Below are 25,816 nucleotides of genomic sequence, written 5' to 3'. Positions count from 1 at the left end.
GCTTAAAAAAGAAAATCCTGCCCTGCCAGGGGCAGAACAGGATTTCCAAAGACTTCAAGAAGCAACAGACTATTTCTTGCCTTTTTTCTCCTCTGTCTGAGCGCTTTTCAGAGCTCTTGGGATAGTTACCGTAGCCACTGGTGAAAGCGGGTTGGTCAAGATAGTGTAGTTCTCAGGAGTGATTTTGTTCACTTTGATAGACTTACCTAACTCCAGGTCAGAGATGTCAACCGCGATTGAATCTGGCAGGTTAGCAGGAAGTGCTTTCACGCGCAGTTTACGCAGTTTGGTCACCAGTTTACCACCGGCCATAACCCCTGGAGAAGTACCAGTGAAACGTACCGGTACATCAACTTTAACTTCTTTCTCGTCTTGCAGTAACAGGAAGTCCACGTGCAGCAACATTTCGTTTACTGGGTGGAACTGTAAGTCTTGCATGATGGCTTTGTAGTGCGTGCCTTCAATGTTCAAATCAACTTGGTAAACCTCCGGAGAGTACACCAGGTCACGGAACAGGATAGCAGGCGATGAGAAATGAACTTGCTCAGCACCGCCGTACAACACGCATGGAACTTGAGCTTCCTCACGAAGCGCTTTGGCTTCGGATTTACCGAGATTTGCTCTTTTAAACCCTATAATCTCTAAGCTTTGCATAAAAATGGATATAAATAAAAAATGAAAAAACTCTTTTAAGAAGATGCTAGTAGCTAAATATTAGACACTAGACTTCTTTTGTATGGCAAACAACCATCAGCAATTAGATAAACAGGGAGCTGATGGAATCATGAGTTACCACGTTGCTGATGGCCCGGGCAAACAGGTCTGAGAACGTGAGCACCTTGATCTTAGAGCTCTCCCGCTTCAAAGGAATGGTGTCTGAAATCACCAGTTCCTCCAGTACGGAGTTCTCAATGCGGTCAATGGCCGGACCAGACAATACCCCGTGGGTAGCAATAGCCCGTACGCTTTTCGCGCCTTTGTCACGCAACAACTCGGCAGCTTTGGTAATAGTTCCGGCGGTATCCACCAGGTCATCTACCAGCACCACGTCCATTCCGTCCACATCACCAATCACCTGCATGGAAGCAATCTCGTTGGCGCGTTTCCGGTGCTTGTCGCAGACTACCATCTCCACCCCGAATACCTTAGCGAAGCTTCTGGTTCTTACCACACCTCCCACATCCGGAGAAGCGAAGATCAGGTCCTGGCCCAGGTTCAGGCTGCGCAGGTAAGGCACAAAAATGGCCGAACCATCTAAGTGGTCCACCGGGATGTCAAAGAAGCCCTGAATCTGACCAGCGTGCAGGTCACAGGTCATAAGGCGGTCAGCACCTACGCACTGGATGGCGTTGGCCATCACTTTGGCCCCGATGGAAACCCGCGGCTTATCTTTTCTATCTTGCCGGGCGTAGCCGTAGTAAGGCATCACCACAATCACTTTGTGCGCTGAGGCCCGTTTGGCCGCGTCTACCAGCAGCATGAGCTCCATGAGGTTGTCAGCGGGCGGAAACGTGGACTGGATCAAAAACACCTCGCAGCCGCGTACAGACTCATTGAAGTGAACTGAGATCTCGCCGTCAGAGAAGTGCTGCACCGTTAGGTCACCTAAAGGCAGACCGTAAGCGGCGGCTACCTGTTCAGCGAAATACCGGGAATTTGTTCCGGAGAAAATCTTTACCGTTGGGCTCATGGGAAAAGAGGGTTGCCGAATGAAGTCGCAAAATTACTCCTTATTTTGGTAGACCCAAACCAAGCGCCTAAAAATAAGTGGTACTTTTTCAGAAACTTAACAGTACAACTACTTAGCCCACAATTTCCTTGGCATAATCCAAACACACTCAGAATCACTAACTTACCATTAGCAGGCTATTTCTGCTTCTTCTGTCCCAGAAACACAAAACTATAAAAGCAAAAAACCTCTGTCTCTTTGCAGAAACAGAGGTTTTAAGTTGTCCGACCAGGTTTCGAACCTGGACTCTTCTGAACCAAAATCAGACGTGTTGCCAGTTACACCATCGGACAATCTCCGCTGACAACCTGTTGTTGTCGTTTGGTGTTGCAAAGGTAGAAAAGAATTTATTCAGCGCAATACACCAGGCGAAAAATTTTTCAAAAAATTTATTCCATAATCCGCTCCAGGGCGGTGTCATAGCTGTTTTTGATGACCTGGATGGCATGGAAAACCTCGCCGTCTACCTCGCAGTAACGGGCAGTCACCTCACCAATTTTTTTGAAAGTCAGGCCGTTACCGGCTACCAGATTCTCAAATGCTTCTTGCTGGGTCGGACTTACGCTCACCACCACACGGCTCTGGCTCTCGCCAAATAAATATGCGTCCTTCCGGAAATTTTCATCGGTGGTCACGGCAAATCCAAGCTCGTTAGGCATGGCAGACTCCAGCAAAGTGATGTACAAACCACCATCAGCGCAGTCGTGGGCCGACTGGATGAGCGATTCCTCAATCAGGGATTTCACCGTTTTCTGCAGCACCAATTCTTTCTCCATGTCAAAGGCTGGGGCCGGAGACAGTTTCACGTTGTGGTAAGAATACAGGTACTCGCTGGAGGCGATGTCATTCTGCGCGTCTCCCAAAAGGTAAATGGCGTCTCCTTCGTTCTGGAAGGCCAGCGTCATGGTTTTGGCTTTGTCTTCCACTATCCCCAGCATGCCGATGGTTGGCGTTGGGAACACCGGACCTTCATCCGAGGATTGGTTGTAGAAGCTCACGTTACCGCCGGTTACCGGCGTCCCGAAAGCGGTACAGGCTTTACCCATGCCTTTGATGGCCCCCACAAACTGCCAGTACACCTCCGGCACGTACGGGTTCCCGAAGTTAAGGCAGTTGGTGATGGCCACGGGCTCACCGCCGGCGCACACAATGTTACGGGCCGCCTCGGCTACGGCAATAGCGGTACCTTCCTCAGGGTCGGCGTTCACGTAGCGGCTGTTGCAGTCAACGGTAATAGCAATGGCCTTGTCAGAACCTTTCACCTTCACAATGCCCGCATCGGCAGGGCGGTTGGTGGTCAAGGTGGAAGTCCCGATCATGGAATCGTACTGCTTGTACACCCAGCGCTTAGACGCGATGTTGGGGTGCGTGGCCAGGAACTCGGCTACTTCTTTATAGTTGGCTGGCTCCTGCACGGAGTCAATGGAGAATTTCTTGGCTTCTTGGAAATAAGCAGGTTCGCGGTACTCGCGGTGGTACACCGGGGCTCCGCCACCTAATACTAAGTCTTCGGCAGGCACATCGGCCACCAATTCGCCTTTTACATAATAACGCAGGCGTTTGGTGTCGGTTACCTCACCAATCTGGGCGCAAGACATGTCCCACTTATCGCAGATTTGGTGGATGAGGTCCTCAGCGCCTTTCTCCATTACCACCAGCATCCGCTCCTGGCTCTCTGAAAGGAGGATCTCAAACGGCTGCATGTTGGCCTGGCGGGTAGGCACTTTGTCCAGCCAGATCTCCATGCCGCTTTCGCCTTTGGCGCTCATCTCTGAGGTTGAGCAGGTGATACCGGCGGCTCCCATGTCCTGCATACCAATAACACGGTTGGTGGCCAGAATCTCCAAAGTAGCCTCTAAAAGCAGTTTCTCCTGGAACGGGTCGCCTACCTGTACAGACGGCAAATCGTTCACAGAATCCTCGGTAATGTCTTTAGACGCGAAGGCCGCGCCATGGATACCGTCCTTGCCAGTAGCGGCCCCGATGATGAACACCGGGTTTCCGGCGCCGTGCGAGGTAGCGCTGGCAGTTTTACCCACCTCCACGATACCCGCCGAGAAAGCGTTTACCAAGGGGTTCACATTGTAGCAGTCATCAAAGAACAGCTCGCCACCCACCGTCGGGATACCGAAGGCATTGCCGTAATCCCCGATTCCTTTCACCACACCTCTTAAAAGACGCTTGGTTTTATCTGAATTAGGGTTCCCGAAACGCAGGGAGTTCAGCTGCGCAATAGGCCGGGCACCCATGGTGAAGATATCGCGGTTGATCCCGCCCACACCGGTAGCCGCGCCCTGGTAAGGCTCCAACGCCGACGGGTGGTTGTGGGACTCTATTTTAAAGGAGCAGGCCAGACCTCCGCCAATGTCTACCAGACCGGCATTCTCTTCGCCGGCTTTGGCCAGCATGCGCGGTGAGTCTTTGGGCAAAGTCTTGAGCCAGACAATGGAGTTTTTGTAGGAGCAGTGCTCAGACCACATCACAGAGAAGATGCTGAGCTCGGTGAAATTGGGCGTGCGGCCTAGTATTTCTTTGATACGATCGAATTCTTCGGGCAGGAGGCCCAGTTTCTGGGCGGTCTCTACGGTAGTCAGGGTCTGGGTTTCCAAGACGGATATGGATTTGGTAAGACGGGGCAAAAATAAAGATTTCTTTTACAAGGCACTGCCATCTTTTTGCAGCGTTTTTCAGGTGTTTTCCCAAAAGCAGGGCAAAAACCGGAAAACAGCCCCTAAAAGGAAGCCTCTGGGCATGAAATCGTTGCTTTCAGAAACGGTAGAAAGTCTCCCTAATTTGCCTCATTTGAAGTTTAGAAGCTGGCCAAAAGGCGAGACCCACCGTTTTCCGAACCAGTTTTTCCAGACCACAGCTAACCCAAAGAGCCGGCGCTTACCTGGCACCGGCTCTTGAAGTCGTTAATAAATAAGTGGCCAGTTTGCTTTTTTATGGCTTTACAAATGGATCATCCTTTTGGTGACCACCTGGTTACCCACCCGTAATTTATAGAAATACATACCGGGTTTCAGGTCAAGGCTAGACAGTTCTACCCGGTGGAACCCGGCGGGTTTGGTCTCATGCACCAGTTCCCTCATGGGTCTACCTGCCACATCATACAACGTGAGGGAAACCTGTGCCCTGGCTGGTAGCGTGTACGGGATAATTGTGGAGCCCTTGAAAGGGTTGGGAAAGTTCTGCTCCAGTTCCAGGCCGCTGTCTTTGGTTTCAAGGTTATCCAAGATGCCCGTAACAATGGTGGGCGACATGATGTAGGCTCTGACAGTTTCACTCCAGGTGATGCGGGAACCGGAAGAACTGTTGGTTTTTTCCTCATGGAAGGTAACCTTGTACATCTTAAACCTGGACGTGGACGTAGGCGGCAACACCTCTATCTTGCCTCCGTTTATGCCGTCAAATACCGTTACCTGCCCCACAGATTCTACGTCTTTAGAGGTATTAGTACCGTTGCCCAAGCCCCCTGATTGGGTAGACGTACGGTCAACTTCAAAATCAAGCGCCAGGCTCAGCATATCCCCGAAACGGCCATAATCAAAGTTGATAGCCGCCAGACGCCTATCAGTTGGCTTACCGGTGGCCAGGTGACGGTTGCGGTCTGTCACAACAGGGCCGCCTTTGTAGACCATTTTCATGTAAGAATTCCCGAAGGAAGTATGGCTGCCCTGCTCAAAGAAATCAAAAACCTGGCCCTCGGCTTCAGGTTCAGCAAGTGAACTGATGCTGATGTTGTCGGTCATGGGTTCCTTGGGGCGGTAAAGAAACTGGGCCCTGTACTCTGTCTCATAATTAGAAGAGCCTTTATCATATTTGGTACCTTCTGAGGTTTGAGAGGTCTTATCCAAAGATCTTTTCATTCTATAATGGTAGTGCACATCTACATACCAGGTGTCTGTGTTCTCCACATTGATGGGTACCTCTCCGTACATAATACCAGGGCTACCGTTGGGATGGGTAAAACCATAGTAGGCCACAATCTTGCCAGAGCAGGCCTGGTTACCGGCTTTATACTTCACTTTGGCCTTCCCCTGCTCATCAGTGGTGACTTCTGAAGGAATGATCTGGCCACAAGTAGTGCCGGGCACGGAAAGGCCGGCCACTTCGCCGGAGGTGAACCGCACCTTCCGGTTTTTGAGTTTGTAGCCGTCGCAGTCCACCATCTCAATCTCCACGTCTATCTCCTCGTTCTTGCTCAGGATCGTTTTGGAAGGTGTGATCTTGATGTCCACGGGCTGCACCTGCCCAATCATCATAGACAGCAGAGCCACATCAGTGCTGGCTTCCCTTTCTGCTTGTTCAAAGGCTTTGATCTTGTCCAGCAGCGGGTTCAGTTGGTTTGCGGCCCGTACGGCGGCATCACGCGGACCATCCGGGTCAGAGAGTTTGAAGGAGGCACTGCTGGTCACAGCCACTTTCCGGTTCACGGCACCTACCACTTTGATTTGCACGGTGTAGTCATTGCCGGAGCCGGTTACAGTGCCGATTACCAGGTAATCGGCGTAAGATTGGTCACGGGTGCCCGGCAGGTTAATGTGGTCTGGATCGGGGCTGTCCCTTTCCAGGTCATCGGCGTGGAAGACAGTGAAACAGGGGTTGTCGCTCAGGGTGGTAGACAGGATGTTGTTCACGTGCCCGGCCGCCAGGAAAAGTTTCCGCCAGGCAGTAAGCGCCGCCGGATCGGTGGGTTTGGGAACCTGCACATCAAAGTCATACAGCGCAATACCGGGAATGGAGCACTCCCAGCACTGCTGCGTCTGCGCCAAGGATGAAAAAGGTAAAAAGAAGAGGAAAAAGAAACGTACAAGTCTGGTCTTCATATATGGCCTGGATCTGGTGGTGACGAGAAGAGCGGGCAGCCAGCGCATTACCTAAGACACGGCCACTTACCTTTTGACAACCTCAACCGTCTTTTCCCCTACCAATGGAAGATCCCGTTTTCACCTGAAATCCCAAAAACGCCTTAAAAACCAAGCAGCACCTATCGCCCAAAACCTGAAAGGAGGTTGCTTTTAGCCTAACCTTGACAAAACAGCTCGCGCGTTCAAGGGCGGCTGGGAACAGAAAATATCCGGATTTACAATCTGGATGCAGTGGCTCAGGCTTTAGCGAAATTATCAAAGGCGAGTGTGCTCTTGGGCTGTGTGGAGCCAAAACTAACTTTACTTCCCTCCTTAGTATCTGCAAAGCGATTCCGGGCTATTTTGCCAGAATCGGCGCTAAAACAGACCTTGGCCGAAAACCGCACTTTAATACATTTTACATCCAAAACTTTTTACCTACTTCTATGGAAATGAGGGAAGAATGCAGTAGTTTTGCACCCTGATTGAGTACTGTATCTATCTAAATAATTATAAACCAACCAAATGGCGAATATTGGCAGAATTACCCAGGTGATCGGTCCGGTAGTGGACGTTAGCTTTTCGGGTGAGAATTCTAAGTTGCCCAACATCATGGATGCCCTGGTAGTGGTGAAAGAGAACGGTGCCCGCGTGGTACTGGAAACTCAGCAGCACTTAGGCGAAGACCGCGTGCGTACCATTGCGATGGACGCAACCGAGGGCTTAACCCGCGGCATGGAAGTAACTGACCTTGCGGCTCCTATCTCAATGCCTACCGGCGACAACGTGCTAGGCCGTCTGTTCAACGTAATCGGCGATGCCATTGACGGTATTCCGCAGCCTGCCAGTTTGGTAGACCTGCCTATCCACCGCAACGCGCCACGTTTCGAGGACCTTTCTACTTCATCAGAGGTATTATACACCGGTATCAAAGTAATTGACCTGATTGAGCCTTACTCTAAAGGAGGTAAAATTGGTTTGTTCGGGGGTGCCGGGGTGGGTAAAACCGTATTGATCCAGGAGTTGATCAACAACATCGCCAAAGGCCACGGTGGTCTTTCTGTGTTTGCCGGTGTGGGTGAGCGTACCCGCGAAGGAAATGACTTGCTGCGTGAGATGATTGAATCAGGCATCGTGAAATACGGTGACGAGTTCATGGAGTCTATGGAGCACGGCGGATGGGATCTTTCCAAAGTTGACGCTAACGCGTTGAAAGACTCTAAAGCTACCTTCGTGTTCGGTCAGATGAACGAGCCGCCAGGGGCCCGCGCCCGTGTAGCCTTGTCTGGTTTGACCATTGCGGAGTCTTTCCGCGACGGTGACGGTACCGGTTCTGGCCGCGATATCCTTTTCTTCATTGACAACATCTTCCGTTTCACCCAGGCAGGTTCTGAGGTATCGGCCCTTTTAGGTCGTATGCCATCTGCGGTAGGTTACCAGCCCACTTTGGCGACTGAGATGGGTGCCATGCAAGAGCGTATCACGTCTACTAAGCGTGGTTCCATCACGTCTGTACAGGCCGTTTACGTACCTGCAGATGACTTGACTGACCCGGCTCCAGCGACCACCTTCGCTCACTTGGATGCTACCACTGTACTTTCCCGTAAAATCTCTGAGCTTGGTATCTACCCTGCGGTAGACCCACTGGATTCTACTTCCCGTATCTTGACCGCCGACGTGGTAGGTGCTGAGCACTACAACACCGCGCAGCGCGTGAAAGAAATCCTGCAGCGTTACAAAGAACTGCAAGACATCATCGCCATCCTGGGTATGGACGAATTATCTGAAGAAGATAAACTGGTCGTACACAGAGCGCGTCGTGTGCAGCGTTTCTTGTCTCAGCCATTCCACGTAGCCGAGCAGTTCACCGGCTTAAAAGGTGTGTTGGTTGACATCAAAGACACCATCCGCGGATTCAACGAGATCATGGACGGTCTGCATGACAACCTGCCTGAGGCAGCCTTCAACTTGGTTGGTACCATTGAAGACGCCGTTGCCAAAGGTCAGAAAATGATGGCCGAAGCAAAATAATATTCATTAGTTCTGAGTCTTGAGTTCTGAGTCCTGAGTCTGTGCAAGATTTTGACTCAGAACTCAAGACTCAAGACTCAGAACTCCTAAGAAATGTATTTAGAAATCATTACCCCAGATAGAAGAGTATTTGAAGGCGACGTAACCTCGGTTAAGTTTCCGGGCATTAATGGTGGATTTGAGGTGCTGAACAACCACGCCGCCCTCATCAGTGCCCTGGCCAACGGAGCGGTACGCATTACGCCTGCCACCGGAGCCCCAGTGGCCTTCCAGATTGACGGGGGAGTTGTGGAGGTGCTAGACAACAAGATCATTGTCCTGGCCGAAGCCGTAACCGCCTAAGATTTCCTGTTTTCCATTTAAAAAGCCCGTTCTTCTTTCCAGGAGGCGGGCTTTTGTTTTTAGCTCTTTCCGCAAAAGCAGGCCTTAAACAGATTCAATAGAATTACTGCTTTCTGACTACCTTTAGAATTGCTGGTTATTATTTGTTGATTGTTTGTAAAGAATGTGAGGGAGCCAAGGTTTTTCTTGACGTTGGATTGTTGGTGATAACACCAACAATGGCACTGTGGCAAACTTTAAGAACACCTTCAATTCTTAATTGTTAATTCTTAATTCCTAATTAATAAAGTGTCCATTTCGCCAAAGATCACCCCCATTTACCAGACCTCGGTTTTCACGTTTGAAGACCTGAATGCGCTGGAGGCTTACTTCCAGGAGCCTGGTCAGCATTACATGTACACCCGCTACGGCAACCCCAACAGCGAGGAACTGGCCCAGGAAGTAAATAAACTGGAACATGGACAAGGCGCGGTGGCTACCTCCTCCGGCATGTCGGCGATTCTCACCGCGGTACTGGTGTACGCCAAGGCGGGCGATCACGTGCTCTGTGCCGAGGAAATCTATGGCGGCTCATCTTCCCTGCTCTCCAATGAACTCAACCGGCTGGGTGTAGAGGTGAGCTACGTGCCTACCGCTGATACTTACTCATTGGAAGGGTACGTGCGCGAGAATACCAGACTGTTCCTGGCCGAGACCATCAGCAACCCCATGATGATGGTGATGGACCTGGCCCAACTGGCGCAGGAGTGCCAAAGCCGGGGCATCAAATTGGTGGTGGACAACACCTTCGCCTCGCCTATCATCACCCGCCCTTTGGAACTAGGTGCTGATCTGGTCATCCACAGCGTTACCAAATACCTCTCGGGCCACAGCGATGTGACCGCGGGCGTACTGATTGCCAAAGTAGCCGAAGACGAGGCCCGGGCCGCCCAGATCATGCGCACCTGGGGCTTGAACCTGAGTCCGTTTGAGAGCTGGCTGGGTGCCCGTGGCCTGAAAACCCTGAAGCTCAGAATGCGGGAGCACTCTGCCAATGGATTGGCCGTGGCCCAATACCTGCAACAGCACCCCAAAGTGCAGGCCGTCTTCTATCCCGGTCTCTCGGAGCATCCGCAGCACGAGCTGGCGCAAAAGCAGGGCAATGGCCTTTGCGGCGGTATGCTGTCCTTCAGAATCGCGGATGAAACCGAAGCCGTGAATCGGTTCATGAAAGCCTTGTCGCATATTCCTTTTGCTCCGTCACTGGCTGGGGTTACTACTTCCATTTCTTATCCGCTGGGAACCTCGCACCGTGGTCTCACCCAGGAGCAGCAGGAGAAGATGGGCATCACCGTGGGCCTCATCAGGTTGTCCGTGGGTATCGAGGATGCGCAGGAACTCATCGCGGATCTGGAGCAGGGATTGGCGGCTATTTAGGTGTTAGCGATTTGTTAGTAGCGATTGTTGATAGTTCAGAAGGAAATGAGCTTACTGAGTGTCCTGATACCTTCAAAATCTAGATTACCACAAACTGACAACTAAACACTATGAACTAAGAGCCTTACCTTTGCAGGATGTTTACACGTTTAGTCAACTGGCTCGGCGGCAAAGAGACTGCTCAGCCAGCAGATGACACCCCAACTGATATGAAATACTTACTTGTGGGCCTGGGCAACATTGGCCCAGAATACGCTGATACACGGCACAACATCGGGTTTATGGTGCTGGATCACCTGGCCAAAAAGCACGAGGTTTCTTTTGACACCAGCCGTCACTCCTTTGTGACCGAGTTCAAAACCAAAGGCAAGCACTTCACCTTGGTGAAACCCACCACTTTCATGAACCTGAGCGGCAAAGCCGTGGCACATTGGCTAAGCGTTCTGAAGATTCCGGCCCAGCAGATGCTGGTGATCACCGATGACCTGGCCCTGCCCTTCGGTAAACTGCGTATGCGCGCCAAAGGAAGCGCCGGCGGGCACAACGGCCTCAAACACATTGAGGAGACCTTGGGCCATAATGAATATCCGCGGCTGCGGTTTGGGGTGGACTCACAGTTCTCCAAGGGCCGGCAGGTAGATTATGTGTTGAGCCCCTTTTCTGCCGATGAGCAGATTGACCTGCAGACGCATATTGAAAAAGCCGCCGAGATGAGCCTTTCCTTCGGGACTATTGGGCTGGAGCGCACCATGAACTTCTTCAATAAGTAATTTCCCTGTATAAGAAAACTAAGCCAGCGTTTGGAAGCCGTTTTCTATAAAACAGCCTCCAAACGCTGGCTTAGTTTCAGGGAAATGAGTTGTCGTTAGACGGCGCGCAGCAGTTCCAGATTCCGGGCCAGAAGTTCGGCCTGTACTTTCAGACGTTTGAAATTCCGGCTCATAGACTCCCCATTGGCGGCGGTATCGGTCTCCATTTTATTTCCGAGCGCCACCACCTCATCTAAAAGCATCTGGAGGTGATGGCTAAGTTGATCCTGAAATCTCTGCAGCTTTTCATTGGCCAGGGCAAACTCCTCCTGCTCTTTCACCCTTTCCGGCTGGCTCCTTTTCAATTCTAGTTGCAGCATGGCTTTTTGGTTTATTTTTCTTGCGTAAACTGCCAGTATTAAGAGATTTCTCCTGGCTTCCTTCTGATTAGCGGCTGGGCGCCTGCCTAATACCCAAGTGGCTTGATGGATAATTCGCTCTTTTTCGTTAACTCCCTTCCTTAAAGCACCGGAGCCTTGTTTAATTAAAGTTAAGAAATGCTGCAAGCATACTACTTGAGACTCGACAGACGCAGGTCCGCGGAAGTTAAAACCACGTTCTCACCCGGTGTATGCTTTTGAATTGGTGCCATTTACCTTATTTTGCGTCGCGCAATTCCCCCCAATGATTCTACTCCTTTCCCTTTACCGCAATGCCTTTAGTGGGCTCCCAAGAGAAGCCTGGCATTTGGCGGCAGTATCGCTTATCAACCGCAGCGGAGCCATGGTGTTGCCGTTCCTGAGCGTGTACCTCACAGAATCTCTGGGTTTCAGTATGAAGCAGGTTGGGGTGCTGCTAAGCCTCTATGGGGTGGGTGCCACCATCGGTAATTTTCTGGGCGGCTGGCTCACCGATAAGTTTGGCCATTTCAAGGTACAGTTGGGGAGTTATCTACTGACCGGGGTCTGGTTTATGGTTGTGCTTTGGATGCAGCGGTTTGAGACGGTAGCCGGAGGGCTTTTCCTGCTGAGTATCTTAACCGAGACCTTGCGCCCGGCCAATGAATCTGCGGTGAGCGCCTTCTCGCCACCTCAGCAGATAACGCGTGCTTTTTCCCTGAACCGATTGGCCATTAACCTGGGCTTCTCCCTGGGCCCGGCGCTTGGAGGCTTTTTGGCCACGGTGTCTTATAAACTAATCTTTCTGGCCGACAGCCTCACGTGCCTCACGGCCGGCCTGGTGTTTTTCTTTTTGTTCAGAAACAGAAAGGCAGTGGAAGCCAGCCCGCAAGCCCAACCAAAAGATCCCGGGTTAAACTCCTTCTCTTCGCTCTCCTCGTACCGTGACGTGCTTTTCCTGGCTTTTGCTTTCCTGTGCTGCTGCTATCTGGTGGTGTTTTCCCAATTATTCACTACCCTGCCCTTGTTCTGGCAACAGGTGCATAACTTGTCTAATTCTGAGATTGGCGCCTTAATGGCCTTGCAGGGTTTGCTGGTGTTTCTCCTGGAGATGGTCATCATCTATAGACTGGGCAAGGTGCGTAGGCTCTGGAAAATGATTGTGCCCGGACTCCTTCTGCTGGCTATGGCTTGCCTGCTGCTTCCCATGGCCCACGGGGTTCTGGTGTTGGTCCTCTCGGTGGTTTTCTGGGCTCTTTCAGAGATCTTAACCTTGCCCTTTACAAGTACCCTTACGGTACAGCGGTCCAGTCTGCAGAACCGAGGCTCCTATATGGGACTCTACACGCTCTCCTACTCGGTGGCGTTTGTGGTGGGTCCTCTGGCGGGTACCCACCTCATTGATGCCTACGGGTTCAACGCGCTGTGGTGGGCCTGCAGCGCGTTGGGTGTCTTCACCGCCGGAGGGTTATACCTGGTGGTGCGCCGGTTGCAGGCCTCAACTGAGCTGGATTTCAACCTGGCCGTACCTGAACCGGTTTAAAAAGCCCGGTTCATTTATAAGCGGCAGAGTTGGTTTCATTTCTCTACTTTTGTGCCGCTACCCGCTTTAGAATGACCCCAATCCTTTCCCTTTACCGCAACGCCTTCGGCGGACTTTCCAAAGAAGCCTGGTTTCTGGCCGCCGTGATGTTCATCAACCGCAGCGGGGCCATGGTGGTGCCGTTCCTGAGTGTGTACCTTACCGAGGCCCTGGGCTTCAGTCTGCAGCAGGTAGGCGTGCTGTTAAGTCTGTTCGGGGTGGGCTCCATGTGCGGTACGTTCCTGGGCGGCTGGCTCACCGATAAGATCGGGCATTTCAAGGTGCAGTTCTTCAGCCTGACGCTGGGTGGTTTCTGGTTCTTTGTGATGCTCTCTTTTAAGCAATTTGAGTTCTTTGCGGGCGGCATTTTCCTTCTCAGCCTATTGACTGAGTGCCTGCGCCCGGCCAACGCCTCCTCGGTGAGTTCCTACGCCCGGCCCGAAAACGTGACCCGGGCTTTCTCCCTTAACCGCATGGCCATTAACCTGGGCTTTTCCATCGGGCCGGCTTTGGGCGGGATTCTGGCCACGGTTTCTTACCAATGGCTTTTCCTGGCCGATGGTCTTACCAGCCTTTCCGCGGGGGTGTTGTTTTTCCTGTATTTCAGGCACCGGCAGGGGCACGATCCCCAACCGCAGACAGCCGGAGAGCCACCAGTGCCGCCTGCGATTACGCGCTCTCCTTACCGAGATGGCCTCTTTGTCTTATTTGCGGTGTTGTGCTGCTGCTTTGCTGTGGCCTTCTTCCAGTTCTTCTCCACCATGCCGCTGTATTTCAGAAGGGTCTACCACTTGTCTGAACTGCAGATTGGCGCCTTGCTGGCGTTTAACGGCATGGTTGTGTTCCTGCTGGAGATGATCATTGTGTACCTCATAGGCGATAAGCACGCGCTTTGGAAGATGATTGTGCTGGGTTTGTTTCTGCTGGCGCTGGCGTTTGTGCTGCTCAACGTGGCCAAAGGGTTCCCGGTACTGGTGATATCGGTGCTGCTTATGAGCCTTTCAGAGATCCTGGCCATGCCCTTTATGAGCACAATCACGGTGCAGCGCTCTGGTGCGCATAACCGAGGCTCTTACATGGGGCTTTACAGTTTGTCTTACTCTGCCGCCCATATTATAGGGCCGTTTGTGGGTACCACGGTCATCGCCAGCTTTGGGTTTGACACCCTGTGGTGGGGCGCCAGCGCTTTGTGCCTGGTGGCTATTGTGGGGTTCTACTATGTGGTAAGGCGCTTGCAGGCCGGATAGGCTCTGCGTTTTCTTCTCTTATTCCAGAAATCAGCCGTAAAACGGAAAAGCTTTTTCTGCTTTGCCATCTTTTTGGCATCTTTCACCAACACTTCGTTCCTCTGATCTATGAAAACAATGATGTCACTTTTAATCGTCTTAACCGTATTGCTGGTCGCCTGTTCTGTGGTGAAGCAAAGTTCCTCGCAACAGGAAATGCTGGTCTACGTGGGTAGTTACGCCAAGCCAGATGCCGAGAGCATTTTCGCTTACCGGTTAGACGAGGAGAACGGGACATTGACCAAGGCTTTCGCGGTGAAAGGCGGGGAGAATCCATCGTTCCTTACCCTGGACAATGACCGCAAGCACCTGTACGCAGTAAACGAGACCACTGAATACGAGGGCCAGAAAAGCGGGGCGGTGAGTGCCTTCTCCGTAGACCAGAGAACCGGTAACCTTACTTTTCTCAACAAGCAACCTTCTTTGGGCGGCGCGCCCTGCTACATCAGCCTGGACCACAAAAACAAAATGGCTATGGTGGCCAACTACGTGGGCGGTAACGTCTCCGCTTACCTGGTACAACCCGATGGCCGTTTGAGCGCCTCCACTGATATGGAACAGCACGCCGGCAAAGGTCCTCGGCCGCAGCAGCAAGATGGTCCGCACGCGCACTGCATCACCCCAGACCCCAACAACAATTTCGCGCTGGCCGTGGACTTGGGCATTGACCAGGTCATCAGCTATAAAATAGACAAGGAGAGCGGCAAGCTGGAGCGGCAGTCGGCGTACACGGCCAAGACCGGCGCCGGGCCGCGGCACCTTACGTTTCACCCCAACAAGCGCTTTGCGTACGTGATCAATGAGCTGAACGCTACGCTTACGGCTTTCAACTATAATCCACAGACCGGTGCCCTTACCGAGGTGGAAACCGTGCCCACGCTGCCCGCAGACTATACCGGAGAAAATTCCTGCGCTGACATCCACGTCTCCGCTGATGGTCGTTTCCTCTACGGCTCTAACCGGGGGCACAACAGCATTGTGGTCTTCGCCATTGACCAAAACACCAATAAACTCACGCTGGTGCAGCACGCAAGCACCCAGGGCAACTGGCCCCGCAATTTCACCTTCAGCCCCTCGGGCAAAACCATGCTGGTGGCCAACCAACGCTCCAACAACATCACCACCTTCAAAGTAGACACCCAGACCGGCAAGCTGACCTACACCGGAAACTCCGCCGCGGTGCCATCACCGGTGTACGTGCAGGTGGTGCCCGCTTTCCCGCAGACCCCAAGACCGTAACTCTAAACTGTTTAGGGCCTGTTTTCTGTAAAACAGGGCTTAAACCGACTCCTCCATTTTCTGGTTCCTGCCTTACTCAAGGTAGGCTTCCGGAGCATTTCCAATGGTTTGCGCCCAACTTGAAACCTCCCTCCCGGCAAAAGGTATAGGTTCTATATACTTCATCTAAAAAATGGGACAATGAAAGCAGTGGTGATCACAGAACCAGGCGCACCCAAGGTATTGCAGGTACAGGAACGCGCTATTCCGGCACCGGAGGCGGGCCAGCTTTTGGTGCGCGTGCACGCCGCCGGCATCAACCGCCCCGATGTGGCACAACGCAAAGGCAATTATCCGCCACCAGTGGGCGCTCCCATTGACATTCCGGGCCTGGAGATTGCGGGCACCGTGGAAGCCTGCGGCGAGGGGGTGGAGCGTTGGAAAGCAGGCGATGCCGTGTGCGCCCTGCTTCCCGGCGGGGGTTACGCCGAATACGCGGTAGTGGACGCTCGCCACTGCCTGCCCGTGCCCCAAGGCTGGAGCTTTGAGGAGGCCGCTTCCCTGCCCGAGACCGTGTTTACCGTCTGGCACAACGTCTTCCAAAGAGGCGCTTTACAGCCAGGCGAGACTTTTCTGGTGCACGGCGGAAGCAGCGGCATCGGGATTACGGCCATTCAGTTGGCCAAGGCCTGGGGCGCCACGGTGTACGCCACCGCAGGCACCGAGGAGAAATGCCGCGCCTGCGAAGAACTAGGCGCCAACCGCTGCCTCAACTACAAAACCCAGGACTTTGCCGAGGAACTCAAAGCCGATGGCGTGGACGTGGTGCTGGACATGATTGGCGGTGAATACATCCCCAAGAACCTGAGCCTGCTCAAACCCGATGGTAGGTTGGTGTTCATCAACGCCATGCAAGGCGCCCAGGGCCAGTTTGATGTGCGCCAGGTCATGCAGAAGCGCCTCATCATTACCGGCAGCACCCTGCGCCCACGCTCCGCTGATTTCAAAGCCGCCCTCGCCGCCGAAGTTGGGCAGCACGTTTGGCCCAACCTGGGAAATGGAAAGTTCAAACCCGTCCTCTATACAACCTTTGACTTAGCCGATGCCGCCCAGGCACATGCCCTCATGGAAAGCAGCGGCCATATTGGAAAAATCGTTCTCAAGGTATCCCGGGATTAAACCCCAAAGTACCCGATAGAGTAAAGGAGAAGACCTTAGGTTTAGCGCCTGTTTCCAGAAAAATGGCCTTAAAACAAAGGAGCAGGCACTCCTTCTTTTCATGGTCAATCCTTTCACCTTATCTTTAACCTTCTGATTCTTCACTGAAGCCCTGCATGAACCTACTGTTCCTCACTTTTGGTCCCAACATCAAAAACCATTACCAGGCAAACTTCGCCATTCTGTCGTTTTTGCGGTACCAGCAGGAGTTGAACACCATCTACGTCTTCACCGATTACCCGCAATACTATGAGCGCCTCAGGGAGCAGGTTCAGGTGATCACCGTAACCCAGGAACAGCTCACCGCCTGGGAAGGTCCGCACCAATTCTTCTGGCGCGTGAAGATCAAAGCCATTGAGCAACTCATCAAGGAGAGTCCAGACCAGCCGGTGATGTACGTAGACTCAGACGTATTCCTGTACCAGAATCCGCAGGAGTTGTGCAGCCAACTAAGGAAAGGGACGGCCTTCATGCACCAACCCGAAGGAAGACTCTCTGAGCTGCCGAGCAAAACCGAGAAGCGGATGTGGCAACAAGTGCAAGGCATGGATTTGGGAAGGTTTAAACTGAATGAGCACCACCAGATGTGGAACGCAGGCGTGGTGGCTTTGCCAAGCCAGCACAACCTGGCGGCCGTAACCCTGGCCCTGGATATCTGCGACAAAATGTGCGCCCAACAGGTAACGCCCCGCCTTATTGAGCAATTTGCGCTTTCGGTGGCCCTGCAGGAGACCTATAGCCTGCGGGAAGCCAAACCTTGGCTTGCGCACTATTGGGGCAACAAAGACGAGTGGAATGAGCACATCAGCCAGTTCTTCCTGGAGTCTCACCTGAAAAACTTTACCGTTGCGCAGGACGTGGCCCGCCTGCAGCAGTTCCAGTACAAGTCGTTGGCTTTGATCAAGCGCAACAAGAAGACACGCGCTAGGCTCATACAGGCTGTTGACATGCTGTTCCCGCCCAAAAATCAGGTCTTCATTGAGGATTAACGCTTGGGATCAATAACGAGGCAATTCTGCTTCGGTTCCTATATATGCTTTCCTCTATTTATATTTACACCTCATTCCCCATGAGACTTCCCCTCCCATGCGCTTCATCTTTTGCTTTATTCTTTCCCTGCTTTCTGTGACGGCCTTTTCACAAGAGGTCAGATACTTTTCAGAAAGGTTCCAAACCCAACGTAGCGTTAAAACTGGCTTTGAAAGGCGCTACTTCTTAGAGGCAAACAAAGTGCGGACAGAAGATTATGAATATGATACGCTGAAGCAGAAAAGCTTTATAACCGGCACAACCTCTTTAGACGAAGCCGATGATTATTTGTGGTATGTCAGAGTCCAAGCCGATTATTTGGTGGAGCCTTATTTCAGCAACCTGAAGGCCAGGGTGCATACCTTCACGAAAGCCGGACAACCCTCTTCAGACATCATAGCCAACGGCACGCGCGTACTTTACGCACAATTGTGGAATAGTGACAACATACCCTATCTGGTCAAAGGCACTGGCAACAGCAATTACTGGAACAAAGACAGCACAGAAAATTCGCGTTACTTCTATAAAGATTCACTGCTGGTTTCTGCCTTCACGTACCGGCCCGCCCAGAAAGATTTTGTCTTTATTAAGCTGGACCAAAGGGCCGAACCCAAGACTGGTATCCAGGCTTTCGTACAAAAGCTTGCCAGTACAATCCCCTACCCTGAAAATGAACTATATGCAGATGTACAAGCTACCATTTACATACAGTTTACGGTAGATGACAAAGGCCATTTAGGAGAATTCAAGGCGCTAAACAGCTCATACGACGGTTTTAATAAAGTAGTGCTTCAAAAACTGGAAGCTTCAACCGCCTGGAACCCTGCCCTGGTAAATGGTAGAAGGGTAAAGTCAAGGTATACAATACCCGTGTCCTTCCAAATAATGGATGAACCCGTAAAACCGGCAAAGAAAAAGCCCCGCAGGTAAATTCCCGGCGGGGCTTTTCTATTTGGTTTCTGTTTTCGGCTTCTTTTTCAGGAAACAGCTCAAAAACGGCGCTTGTGTTCAGTTAGCTCACGCCACCGCCGTTCACCACTGGCTTAGAAGGCTGCATGAAGGCCAAAGATCCATCGGCGTTCTCAGCCATCAGGAGCATTCCTTGGCTCACAATACCTTTGATCTCGCGAGGCGCCAGATTCACCAACACACTCACTTGCTGACCGATGATTTCCTCGGGGTTGAAGTGCTCGGCAATACCGCTCACGATGGTGCGCTGGTCAATGCCGGTATCTACCTTCAGCTTCAGGAGCTTTTTGGTTTTGGCTACTTTCTCAGCCTCCAGGATTGTACCTATCCGGATGTCGATCTTGGAGAAATCCTCGAAGTTGATGTCTTCTTTGGCCGGCGCGGCCACAGCGTTCGCCAGTTCGTTCTCTTTTTTGGTGTTGAGCAGTTTCTGCACCTGCGCTTCAATCACGGCATCTTCTATCTTCTCAAACAGCAAAGCGGCTTCGCCGATATTGTGCCCCGAAGAAATGAGATCAGGTGAACCCGCCTCGTCCCACTTGCCCGGCGTGTAATTGAGCATCGCGGCGAGTTTATTGGCTGTTTCCGGCAAAAACGGCTCAGACAATATAGTCAGGCTGGCTGAGATCTGCAACGCAATGTTCATGATGGTCTCTACGCGAGCGGCATCTGTCTTGATCAGTTTCCAGGGCTCAGTGTCGGCGAGGTATTTGTTGCCTAGGCGCGCCAGGTTCATCAGTTCACCCAAAGCTTCTTTGAAACGATATTGTTCCAGGGAAGCGGCAACCTTCTCAGGGAAATCGGCTAGTTGGGCCAGTACTTCCTCGTCAAAAGAAGTCAACTCACCGCGTTGCGGCACGACCCCGTTGTAGTATTTGTTCGTGAGCACCACCACCCGGTTAATGAAATTCCCGAAGATGGCGAGCAGCTCGTTGTTATTGCGGGCCTGGTAGTCTTTCCAGGTGAAGTCGTTGTCCTTGGTCTCGGGGGCATTGGCGCAGAGCACGTAGCGCAGCACATCGGCTTTGCCGGGCAGTTCCTCCATGTACTCGTGCAGCCACACGGCCCAATTGCGGGAGGTGGAGATCTTGTTGCCTTCCAGGTTCAGGAACTCGTTCGCGGGCACGTTATCCGGCAGCACGTAATCACCGTGGGCCTTGAGCATGGCCGGGAAAATGATGCAGTGGAACACGATGTTGTCCTTGCCAATGAAGTGCACCAGTTTGGAGTTTTTGTCTTTCCAATAGGTTTCCCAATCGGGCGTAAGGTCTTTGGTGGCGGAGATGTACCCGATGGGCGCATCGAACCACACGTAGAGTACTTTTCCTTCGGCACCTTCTACCGGCACGGGAACGCCCCAGTCCAGGTCACGCGTCACAGCGCGCGGCTGCAGTCCCTGGTCAATCCAGCTTTTGCACTGGCCGTACACGTTCGTTTTCCAGTCGTTTTTGTGGCCTTCCACAATCCACTCGCGCAACCAGGGTTCGTACTGATCCAGCGGCAGGTACCAGTGTTTGGTCTCGCGCAGCACCGGAGGCTCCCCGCTCAGTGTGCTTTTGGGGTTGATGAGATCTGTGGCGTTAAGCGAGGTTCCGCAGCTTTCGCACTGGTCGCCGTAGGCGTTCTCGTTGCCGCACTTGGGGCAGGTGCCCACAATGTAGCGGTCGGCGAGGAACTGCTGGGCTTTCTCGTCATAGTACTGCTGAGTGGTCTGCTCAATGAACTTGCCCTCGTTGTAGAGCTTCAGGAAGAACCCGGAGGAAACCTCGCGGTGCGTCTGTGATGAGGTGCGGGAATAGGTATCGAAGGAGATGTTGAAATCGGAGAAGGATTTCTTGATGAGCTCGTGGTATTTGTCCACAGCCTGCTGCGGCGTGATGCCTTCTTTCTTGGCCCGGATGGTGATAGGAACACCGTGCTCATCTGAGCCGCACACGAACTTCACATCGCGGCCGCGCGAGCGCAGGTAACGGGCATAGATATCGGCGGGGATGTACACGCCGGCCAGGTGCCCAATGTGCACGGGGCCGTTGGCGTAGGGCAGCGCCGCGGTCAAAGTATATCGTTGGGGATAGGTTATTTCAGCCATAGTCTTTCTTTGAAGGGGCAAATATAGCGAATTTGCAGGGAGGTTTTTTTGTGGTTCTACTGGCAATAAAAATGCCTTTTCTCTCTCCTGCCGGGTTGAGTTATTTTCTCTTTGAGCATTTTCTTTTACTGAATTTGCTGGTTCTTTTGAATACCTCTCTCTTCTCTGGTTCAAGTTTTCAACTTGGACCTATAATGGTCTGCAGTTTGCAACTGCAGTGAGGCGTCACCCTCAAACATGTATTTGGGTCTTTACTTTCTAATCCCTTCCTTGCCAAGTCTCAGAACTGCAGCCGGGGTCTGCGGGCGTTTGTCACTTTTCTCCTTGATGAGAAAAGTAACCAAAAGAATCAAGAAGCCTCAAACTCGCTGACGCTCGGACAGTGAGGCTTCCATCAAGGTACCACCCCGCCAGCGTCCTCTGTTGCATAGCCAACGCAGGCCATTACTGCTTGAGCAGTTCATCCGTGCTGCAGCCTGTGCCTCGGCCTCACCGTAGGCCTTCGCCCCGGCCTGCCGCAGAATTCAGATGGTTGTACGTTTGGTAGTTTTATTAACCTGTAGAGACAAGGCATGCCTTGTCTCCGGCGGGCCCTCTGCAAAGAACGTTTACCACCTGGAAGGGCACCCACAAGAGGTGCCCCTACATTCACCTTACCATTCTCTTCCAATCCTCTTGCGTCGCGCCCACCGTTGTTGGTGTTATCACCAACAACCAAAAACACTGCTCAACTACCTTCTCACGCATTACTAGATTCCCCTCCTCAGAGGAGTTGGGGTGGGTTTCAGGTCTGCACAAGCCGTTATCCACACAGCAAAACAAAACGCCGCGACTTCTGGGGAGGTCGCGGCGTTTTGGGGTTGTTTCCAGGGAAAGGGCCTGAAAACGGTTTTCTGTTACTGGCCCGTGGTGGTGCCTACCGTGGGCGGCATGGCTGGGCGCCGGATGGTGTCTGGCGCTACGGGTTGCCGGCCCGGGAGGATTTTCTGGCTCCGGACGGCCGGGGTCTGGTTGCCGGGGGAGTTGGGGTTGCGGTCCTCTATGTTCTTTTTCTGGTTCACCTGGCTGGCCTGGTTGTTCAGGTCACGCGAGGTGGGGGTGGCGCGGTAGGTGCGTTGCTGTCCTGCTGTTTCCAGCGGGGGACTTTCCCTGGATGAGGTGCAACCCACAGCTAAGGCGCTCCACAGGGCACACCATATCAACCCAGACGTTTTACGCCTCCTTTTTCCAAAACTGCTCCAAAACGTCTGCATGGTTTATGGCTTATCGGGCGTTGCTTTGGCTTAAATCCTCATCCTCCAGTTCCTGCACCGCTTTGTAGCCTACAGGCGTCAACCGCAGACCAGATGGGTCTGGCGTGGCGTACCCCTGGTTCCGTAAATGTTCCTCGGCCCGTTTCTGCACATCCTGGTAATGAAGCTTTTCATCCTCCTGGTGCAGGAAAGGGTAGATTTCAGTCCATCCTAAAACTTCTTCGGCCTGGGTGCCTTTGGCTTTGAAGGCTTTTAAAATCAGGTAGCCGGTATTCTCAATATTCTCGCTGTTGGAGCTCAGGTTCTCTAAATCCATAGTCTTGTGTGTTAAGGTCTCTGTGCTTTACAGTACGTCAACCCCCACCCAAAGGATTTAGGCCGCTTAGTAGCGCCGCAGGCTGGCCAGAATACCGTCCCACAGGTGCAGGCGCATCTTCTGGCAGGCTATGGCTTCCTGGAGGCACTCTTCCCATTTGTGCTCATCTTGGCCGCACAATTCAGCCACCATGCGCATGGCCAGCGGTGAGTGTACCTCATCATCCAGTTGGATGTGGCGGTCCATATAATATTGGAAGGTGTCAAGGGTACCGGGGTAACGGCGGTTCAAGTCACCAATGAGGCAGCGGAACATATCTGGGATCACATCCTCGCGCCCGAAGGTAAAGGCGGCCGCGATGCGGTGTACCTGGCCGCTGTTGATGATCTGAAACGTGTGCGACACAAAATCGCGGGTGTGGCCCGGCACCGGCAGGTTCTCCAGTTGGGCGAATACCGATTTGCCCTGGTGCAGACCGGCCATGAACTCGTGGATCAGGCGGACATCGGCGCCGCATTCTTCCATGGCCCGCACGTATAGTTCAAAATGGCTGATGGGGTTTCCGGCGGGGTCCACATCGGTTTCTTCTTCCAGCACAATCTCGTTAATGAGTCTGCGGTTGGCAGGGGTGCCGTGCGGGGTCCAGGGCACATCTACGCAGGTAAGGTGGCGCTGCAGGCTTTTGAGCAGGCTCATGAAATCCCAAACAGCAAAAATGTGGTGCTCCATGAAAACCCGCAGGTCGGCCAGGTCATAGATGGACTCGTAGAGCGGATGCTGCATCAGGGCTTCGCGGTGCGGGCGAAGAGACTGCTGTAGCCAGCTTATCTTTTCCTGATAATAGGGAGACAGGGTAGATAAGGATACGGAATTATCTAAAGTTACGGGCATAGTATGGGGGTATAGAATTAGGTATAGACAGACTACGGATTTTCCGGTCCCGGCCCCCAAACATCTCCTCTTCTGCAGACTGCTATCCTGGAGGGTAAAGGTACGTTTGGAACCGGTGATTACGCAAAAAACGCACGTTCGTTTTATTTTTATTTTATCTTATTTTGGACAAAAAGAGCCATCGTTTCCTAAGTGGTTTCTCTAGGCTTAAAGTCAGTGAATTACCTTCTAACAAAATGCAAGAAACCTGTGCTGGAATGCTCCCACCTGCCTTTCTGACTGACCTTTTTAGCTGAAATCCACCCTTGATAATGAAAATACCGGACCTGGACTTAGGGACCAATTATGCTTGTTACCTTATACGTAAATATAGTACCTAGCGGAGTAGTAATCTACCGTACTTCTACTATGAAGCATGGCCCTAACCGGAACTTAGTAGTGCATAGAGCTGTTCTTCCCAACAAGCAAACATCCGTAACTGGTTGGGCAAAAGGCGTTTTTCATAAAAAGTATAGAAAAGCCTGAGAAAAACCCTACCTTTGCGGGCTGAAAATAACCTCTGAATGCAAAGTATCCGCAACATCGCGATTATTGCCCACGTGGACCACGGTAAAACCACGCTGGTAGACAAAATCATCCACGCCTCAAAGATATTTGACGCGCACCAACAGTTCGACGACCTGATCCTGGACAACAATGACCTGGAGCGGGAGCGCGGCATCACCATCGTTTCCAAAAACGTATCGGTGCGTTACAAAGATGTGAAAATCAACATCATTGACACGCCTGGTCACGCCGACTTTGGAGGTGAGGTAGAACGCGTTTTGAAAATGGCCGACGGCGTATTGCTGCTGGTAGATGCCTTCGAAGGCCCTATGCCGCAGACCCGTTTCGTGCTAGGAAAAGCTATCTCTCTGGGCTTGAAGCCGATTGTGGTAGTAAACAAAGTAGACAAAGAGAACTGCCGTCCGGACGAAGTACACGAAATGGTGTTCGACCTGATGTTCAACCTGGACGCCACTGAAGACCAGCTGGACTTCGTGACGTTGTATGGTTCCAGCAAACACGGCTGGATGAGCACCGACTGGCAGAAACCAACTGATAACATCATTCCTCTTTTGGAGGCTATCATTGACGTAATCCCTCCGGCTCCTTCAGAAGAAGGCACGCCGCAGATGCAGATTACCTCTTTGGACTACTCTTCTTTCGTGGGCCGTATCGCCATCGGGCGCGTAAAACGCGGTACTTTGAGAGAAGGCGCCAACATGAGCCTTTGCAAGCGCGATGGTTCTATCAAGAAAGTGAAGATCAAAGAACTTCAGGTATTTGAAGGCCTTGGCAAAGTAAAAGTTGAGTCTGTATCTGCCGGCGAGATCTGCGCCGTGACCGGTATTGAAGGCTTTGACATTGGCGATACCTTAGCTGATTTTGAGAACCCAGAGCCATTGGAGCGCATCTCTATTGATGAGCCAACCATGAACATGCTCTTCACCATCAACAACTCTCCTTTCTTCGGGAAGGAAGGTAAGTTCGTGACTTCCCGTCACTTGCGTGACCGTCTGTACAAAGAGACCGAGAAAAACCTGGCCCTGCGCGTAGACGAGACCGACAAAGAAGACACCTTCCTAGTGTACGGACGCGGTATCCTTCACTTGTCTGTACTTATTGAAACCATGCGCCGCGAAGGCTATGAGTTACAGGTGGGTCAGCCACAGGTGATCTTCAAAGAAGAAAACGGCCAGAAAATGGAGCCAATGGAGCACCTGGTAGTGGACGTTCCTGAAGAGTCTGCCGGTAAGGTTATTGAATTGGTAACCCAGCGTAAAGGTGACCTCCTGATCATGGAGCCGAAAGGCGACCTACAGCATTTGGAGTTCAACATCCCGGCCCGTGGTTTAATTGGTCTGCGTAACAACGTTTTGACTGCCACTGCCGGTGAGGCCATCATGAACCACCGTTTCATCAGCTACGAGCCGTTCAAAGGCCCAATCCCGGGTCGTATCAATGGTTCCTTGATCGCGATGGAAAATGGTCCTGGTACTGCTTACTCCATTGACAAACTGCAAGACCGCGGTGTGTTCTTCGTGGAGCCCGGCGAGGATGTGTACATGGGTATGGTTATCGGTGAGCACTCTCGTCAGAATGACCTGACCGTGAACATCCAGAAAGGAAAGCAGCTGACCAACATGCGTGCCTCCGGCTCTGACAACAACGTGAAGATTGTTCCTAAGAAACAATTCTCCCTGGAAGAAGCCATGGAATACATCCAGAAAGACGAATTGCTGGAAGTGACGCCTAAGAGCATTAGAATGCGTAAAATCTACCTTGACGAGAACGAGCGCAAGCGCTACGGAAACTCCCAAGGATAATAAGTATTGATATTTCCTTTAAAAGCCTTACTGCTACCCGCGGTAAGGCTTTTTTATGGCTGTTTTTCTAAAAACGCGCCT

20 protein-coding genes and 1 tRNA gene are annotated in these 25,816 nt (G+C 52.2%); 11 read left to right on the top strand and 10 right to left on the bottom strand.

All coding sequences use genetic code 11. The features are described 5' to 3' along the window. Positions 1 to 69 precede the first annotated feature (69 nt). From J3P35_RS06285 to J3P35_RS06265, 5 genes are all read right to left on the bottom strand, one after another. Complete coding sequence (locus J3P35_RS06285) at positions 70 to 654, bottom strand: 50S ribosomal protein L25/general stress protein Ctc (protein ID WP_210463485.1); 585 nt, start codon at positions 652 to 654, stop codon at positions 70 to 72. 103 nt (positions 655 to 757) lie between these two features. Beyond that, complete coding sequence (locus J3P35_RS06280) at positions 758 to 1,690, bottom strand: ribose-phosphate pyrophosphokinase (protein ID WP_210463484.1); 933 nt, start codon at positions 1,688 to 1,690, stop codon at positions 758 to 760. Positions 1,691 to 1,949: 259 nt separating this feature from the next. Continuing rightward, positions 1,950 to 2,022, bottom strand: a tRNA-Gln gene (locus J3P35_RS06275). Between the two features lie 96 nt (positions 2,023 to 2,118). After that, a complete protein-coding gene (gene purL / locus J3P35_RS06270) occupies positions 2,119 to 4,338 on the bottom strand; it encodes a phosphoribosylformylglycinamidine synthase subunit PurL (protein ID WP_210463483.1) in 2,220 nt (739 codons plus the stop codon). A gap of 342 nt (positions 4,339 to 4,680) precedes the next feature. Further along, positions 4,681 to 6,558 (bottom strand): T9SS type A sorting domain-containing protein, encoded by a 1,878-nt coding sequence (locus J3P35_RS06265; protein WP_210463482.1) that lies wholly within the window; start codon positions 6,556 to 6,558, stop codon positions 4,681 to 4,683. A 546-nt stretch (positions 6,559 to 7,104) separates the two neighbouring features. Between J3P35_RS06265 and atpD the strand changes: the two genes are divergently transcribed. The 4 genes from atpD (at position 7,105) to pth (ending at position 11,138) form a co-directional block, all read left to right on the top strand. Continuing rightward, a complete protein-coding gene (gene atpD / locus J3P35_RS06260; RefSeq protein ID WP_149089285.1) occupies positions 7,105 to 8,610 on the top strand; it encodes a F0F1 ATP synthase subunit beta in 1,506 nt (501 codons plus the stop codon). A 93-nt stretch (positions 8,611 to 8,703) separates the two neighbouring features. Next, the gene (gene atpC / locus J3P35_RS06255) at positions 8,704 to 8,952 is read left to right on the top strand and encodes an ATP synthase F1 subunit epsilon (protein ID WP_210463481.1); all 249 of its coding nucleotides are present in this window, start codon (positions 8,704 to 8,706) and stop codon (positions 8,950 to 8,952) included. A 288-nt stretch (positions 8,953 to 9,240) separates the two neighbouring features. After that, entirely contained in the window at positions 9,241 to 10,368 is a 1,128-nt protein-coding gene (locus tag J3P35_RS06250) for a trans-sulfuration enzyme family protein (RefSeq protein ID WP_210463480.1), read from the top strand. Positions 10,369 to 10,577: 209 nt separating this feature from the next. Next, entirely contained in the window at positions 10,578 to 11,138 is a 561-nt protein-coding gene (gene pth / locus J3P35_RS06245; RefSeq protein ID WP_210463479.1) for an aminoacyl-tRNA hydrolase, read from the top strand. 95 nt (positions 11,139 to 11,233) lie between these two features. Here the strand turns inward: pth and J3P35_RS06240 are convergent, their stop codons facing one another. Beyond that, entirely contained in the window at positions 11,234 to 11,497 is a 264-nt protein-coding gene (locus J3P35_RS06240) for a hypothetical protein (protein WP_210463478.1), read from the bottom strand. A 304-nt stretch (positions 11,498 to 11,801) separates the two neighbouring features. Between J3P35_RS06240 and J3P35_RS06235 the strand changes: the two genes are divergently transcribed. From J3P35_RS06235 to J3P35_RS06210, 6 genes are all read left to right on the top strand, one after another. Further along, positions 11,802 to 13,058 carry an MFS transporter gene (locus J3P35_RS06235; RefSeq protein ID WP_210463477.1) on the top strand — a complete coding sequence of 419 codons (1,257 nt, stop codon included), beginning with the start codon at positions 11,802 to 11,804 and terminating at the stop codon, positions 13,056 to 13,058. 71 nt (positions 13,059 to 13,129) lie between these two features. Beyond that, on the top strand, positions 13,130 to 14,344 hold the full coding sequence (locus tag J3P35_RS06230; RefSeq protein ID WP_210463476.1) for an MFS transporter: 1,215 nt from the start codon (positions 13,130 to 13,132) through the stop codon (positions 14,342 to 14,344). Between the two features lie 117 nt (positions 14,345 to 14,461). Then, positions 14,462 to 15,622: a lactonase family protein gene (locus J3P35_RS06225; protein ID WP_210463475.1), complete on the top strand. Its 1,161-nt coding sequence runs from the start codon at positions 14,462 to 14,464 to the stop codon at positions 15,620 to 15,622. A 180-nt stretch (positions 15,623 to 15,802) separates the two neighbouring features. Next, positions 15,803 to 16,780 carry an NAD(P)H-quinone oxidoreductase gene (locus J3P35_RS06220; RefSeq protein WP_210463474.1) on the top strand — a complete coding sequence of 326 codons (978 nt, stop codon included), beginning with the start codon at positions 15,803 to 15,805 and terminating at the stop codon, positions 16,778 to 16,780. 155 nt (positions 16,781 to 16,935) lie between these two features. Then, entirely contained in the window at positions 16,936 to 17,808 is an 873-nt protein-coding gene (locus tag J3P35_RS06215) for a hypothetical protein (RefSeq protein ID WP_210463473.1), read from the top strand. Positions 17,809 to 17,905: 97 nt separating this feature from the next. Then, positions 17,906 to 18,778, top strand: coding sequence for an energy transducer TonB (locus J3P35_RS06210; RefSeq protein ID WP_210463472.1), 873 nt, complete (start codon positions 17,906 to 17,908; stop codon positions 18,776 to 18,778). Between the two features lie 82 nt (positions 18,779 to 18,860). Here the strand turns inward: J3P35_RS06210 and metG are convergent, their stop codons facing one another. The 4 genes from metG to J3P35_RS06190 form a co-directional block, all read right to left on the bottom strand. After that, positions 18,861 to 20,906 (bottom strand): methionine--tRNA ligase, encoded by a 2,046-nt coding sequence (gene metG, locus J3P35_RS06205; protein WP_210463471.1) that lies wholly within the window; start codon positions 20,904 to 20,906, stop codon positions 18,861 to 18,863. Between the two features lie 896 nt (positions 20,907 to 21,802). Next, positions 21,803 to 22,108, bottom strand: coding sequence for a hypothetical protein (locus J3P35_RS06200; RefSeq protein WP_210463470.1), 306 nt, complete (start codon positions 22,106 to 22,108; stop codon positions 21,803 to 21,805). A gap of 61 nt (positions 22,109 to 22,169) precedes the next feature. Further along, the gene (locus J3P35_RS06195; protein WP_210463469.1) at positions 22,170 to 22,475 is read right to left on the bottom strand and encodes a hypothetical protein; all 306 of its coding nucleotides are present in this window, start codon (positions 22,473 to 22,475) and stop codon (positions 22,170 to 22,172) included. A gap of 66 nt (positions 22,476 to 22,541) precedes the next feature. Continuing rightward, positions 22,542 to 23,366: a DUF3050 domain-containing protein gene (locus tag J3P35_RS06190; protein WP_210463468.1), complete on the bottom strand. Its 825-nt coding sequence runs from the start codon at positions 23,364 to 23,366 to the stop codon at positions 22,542 to 22,544. A 563-nt stretch (positions 23,367 to 23,929) separates the two neighbouring features. Between J3P35_RS06190 and typA the strand changes: the two genes are divergently transcribed. Then, positions 23,930 to 25,735 carry a translational GTPase TypA gene (gene typA, locus J3P35_RS06185; RefSeq protein ID WP_210463467.1) on the top strand — a complete coding sequence of 602 codons (1,806 nt, stop codon included), beginning with the start codon at positions 23,930 to 23,932 and terminating at the stop codon, positions 25,733 to 25,735. Positions 25,736 to 25,816 lie beyond the last annotated feature (81 nt).

Source organism: Rufibacter roseolus (genome assembly GCF_017916365.1).
Classification (GTDB): domain Bacteria; phylum Bacteroidota; class Bacteroidia; order Cytophagales; family Hymenobacteraceae; genus Nibribacter; species Nibribacter roseolus.
Note: the sequence above shows the minus strand (reverse complement) of the source record. Positions and strands in the feature narration are given on the sequence as shown.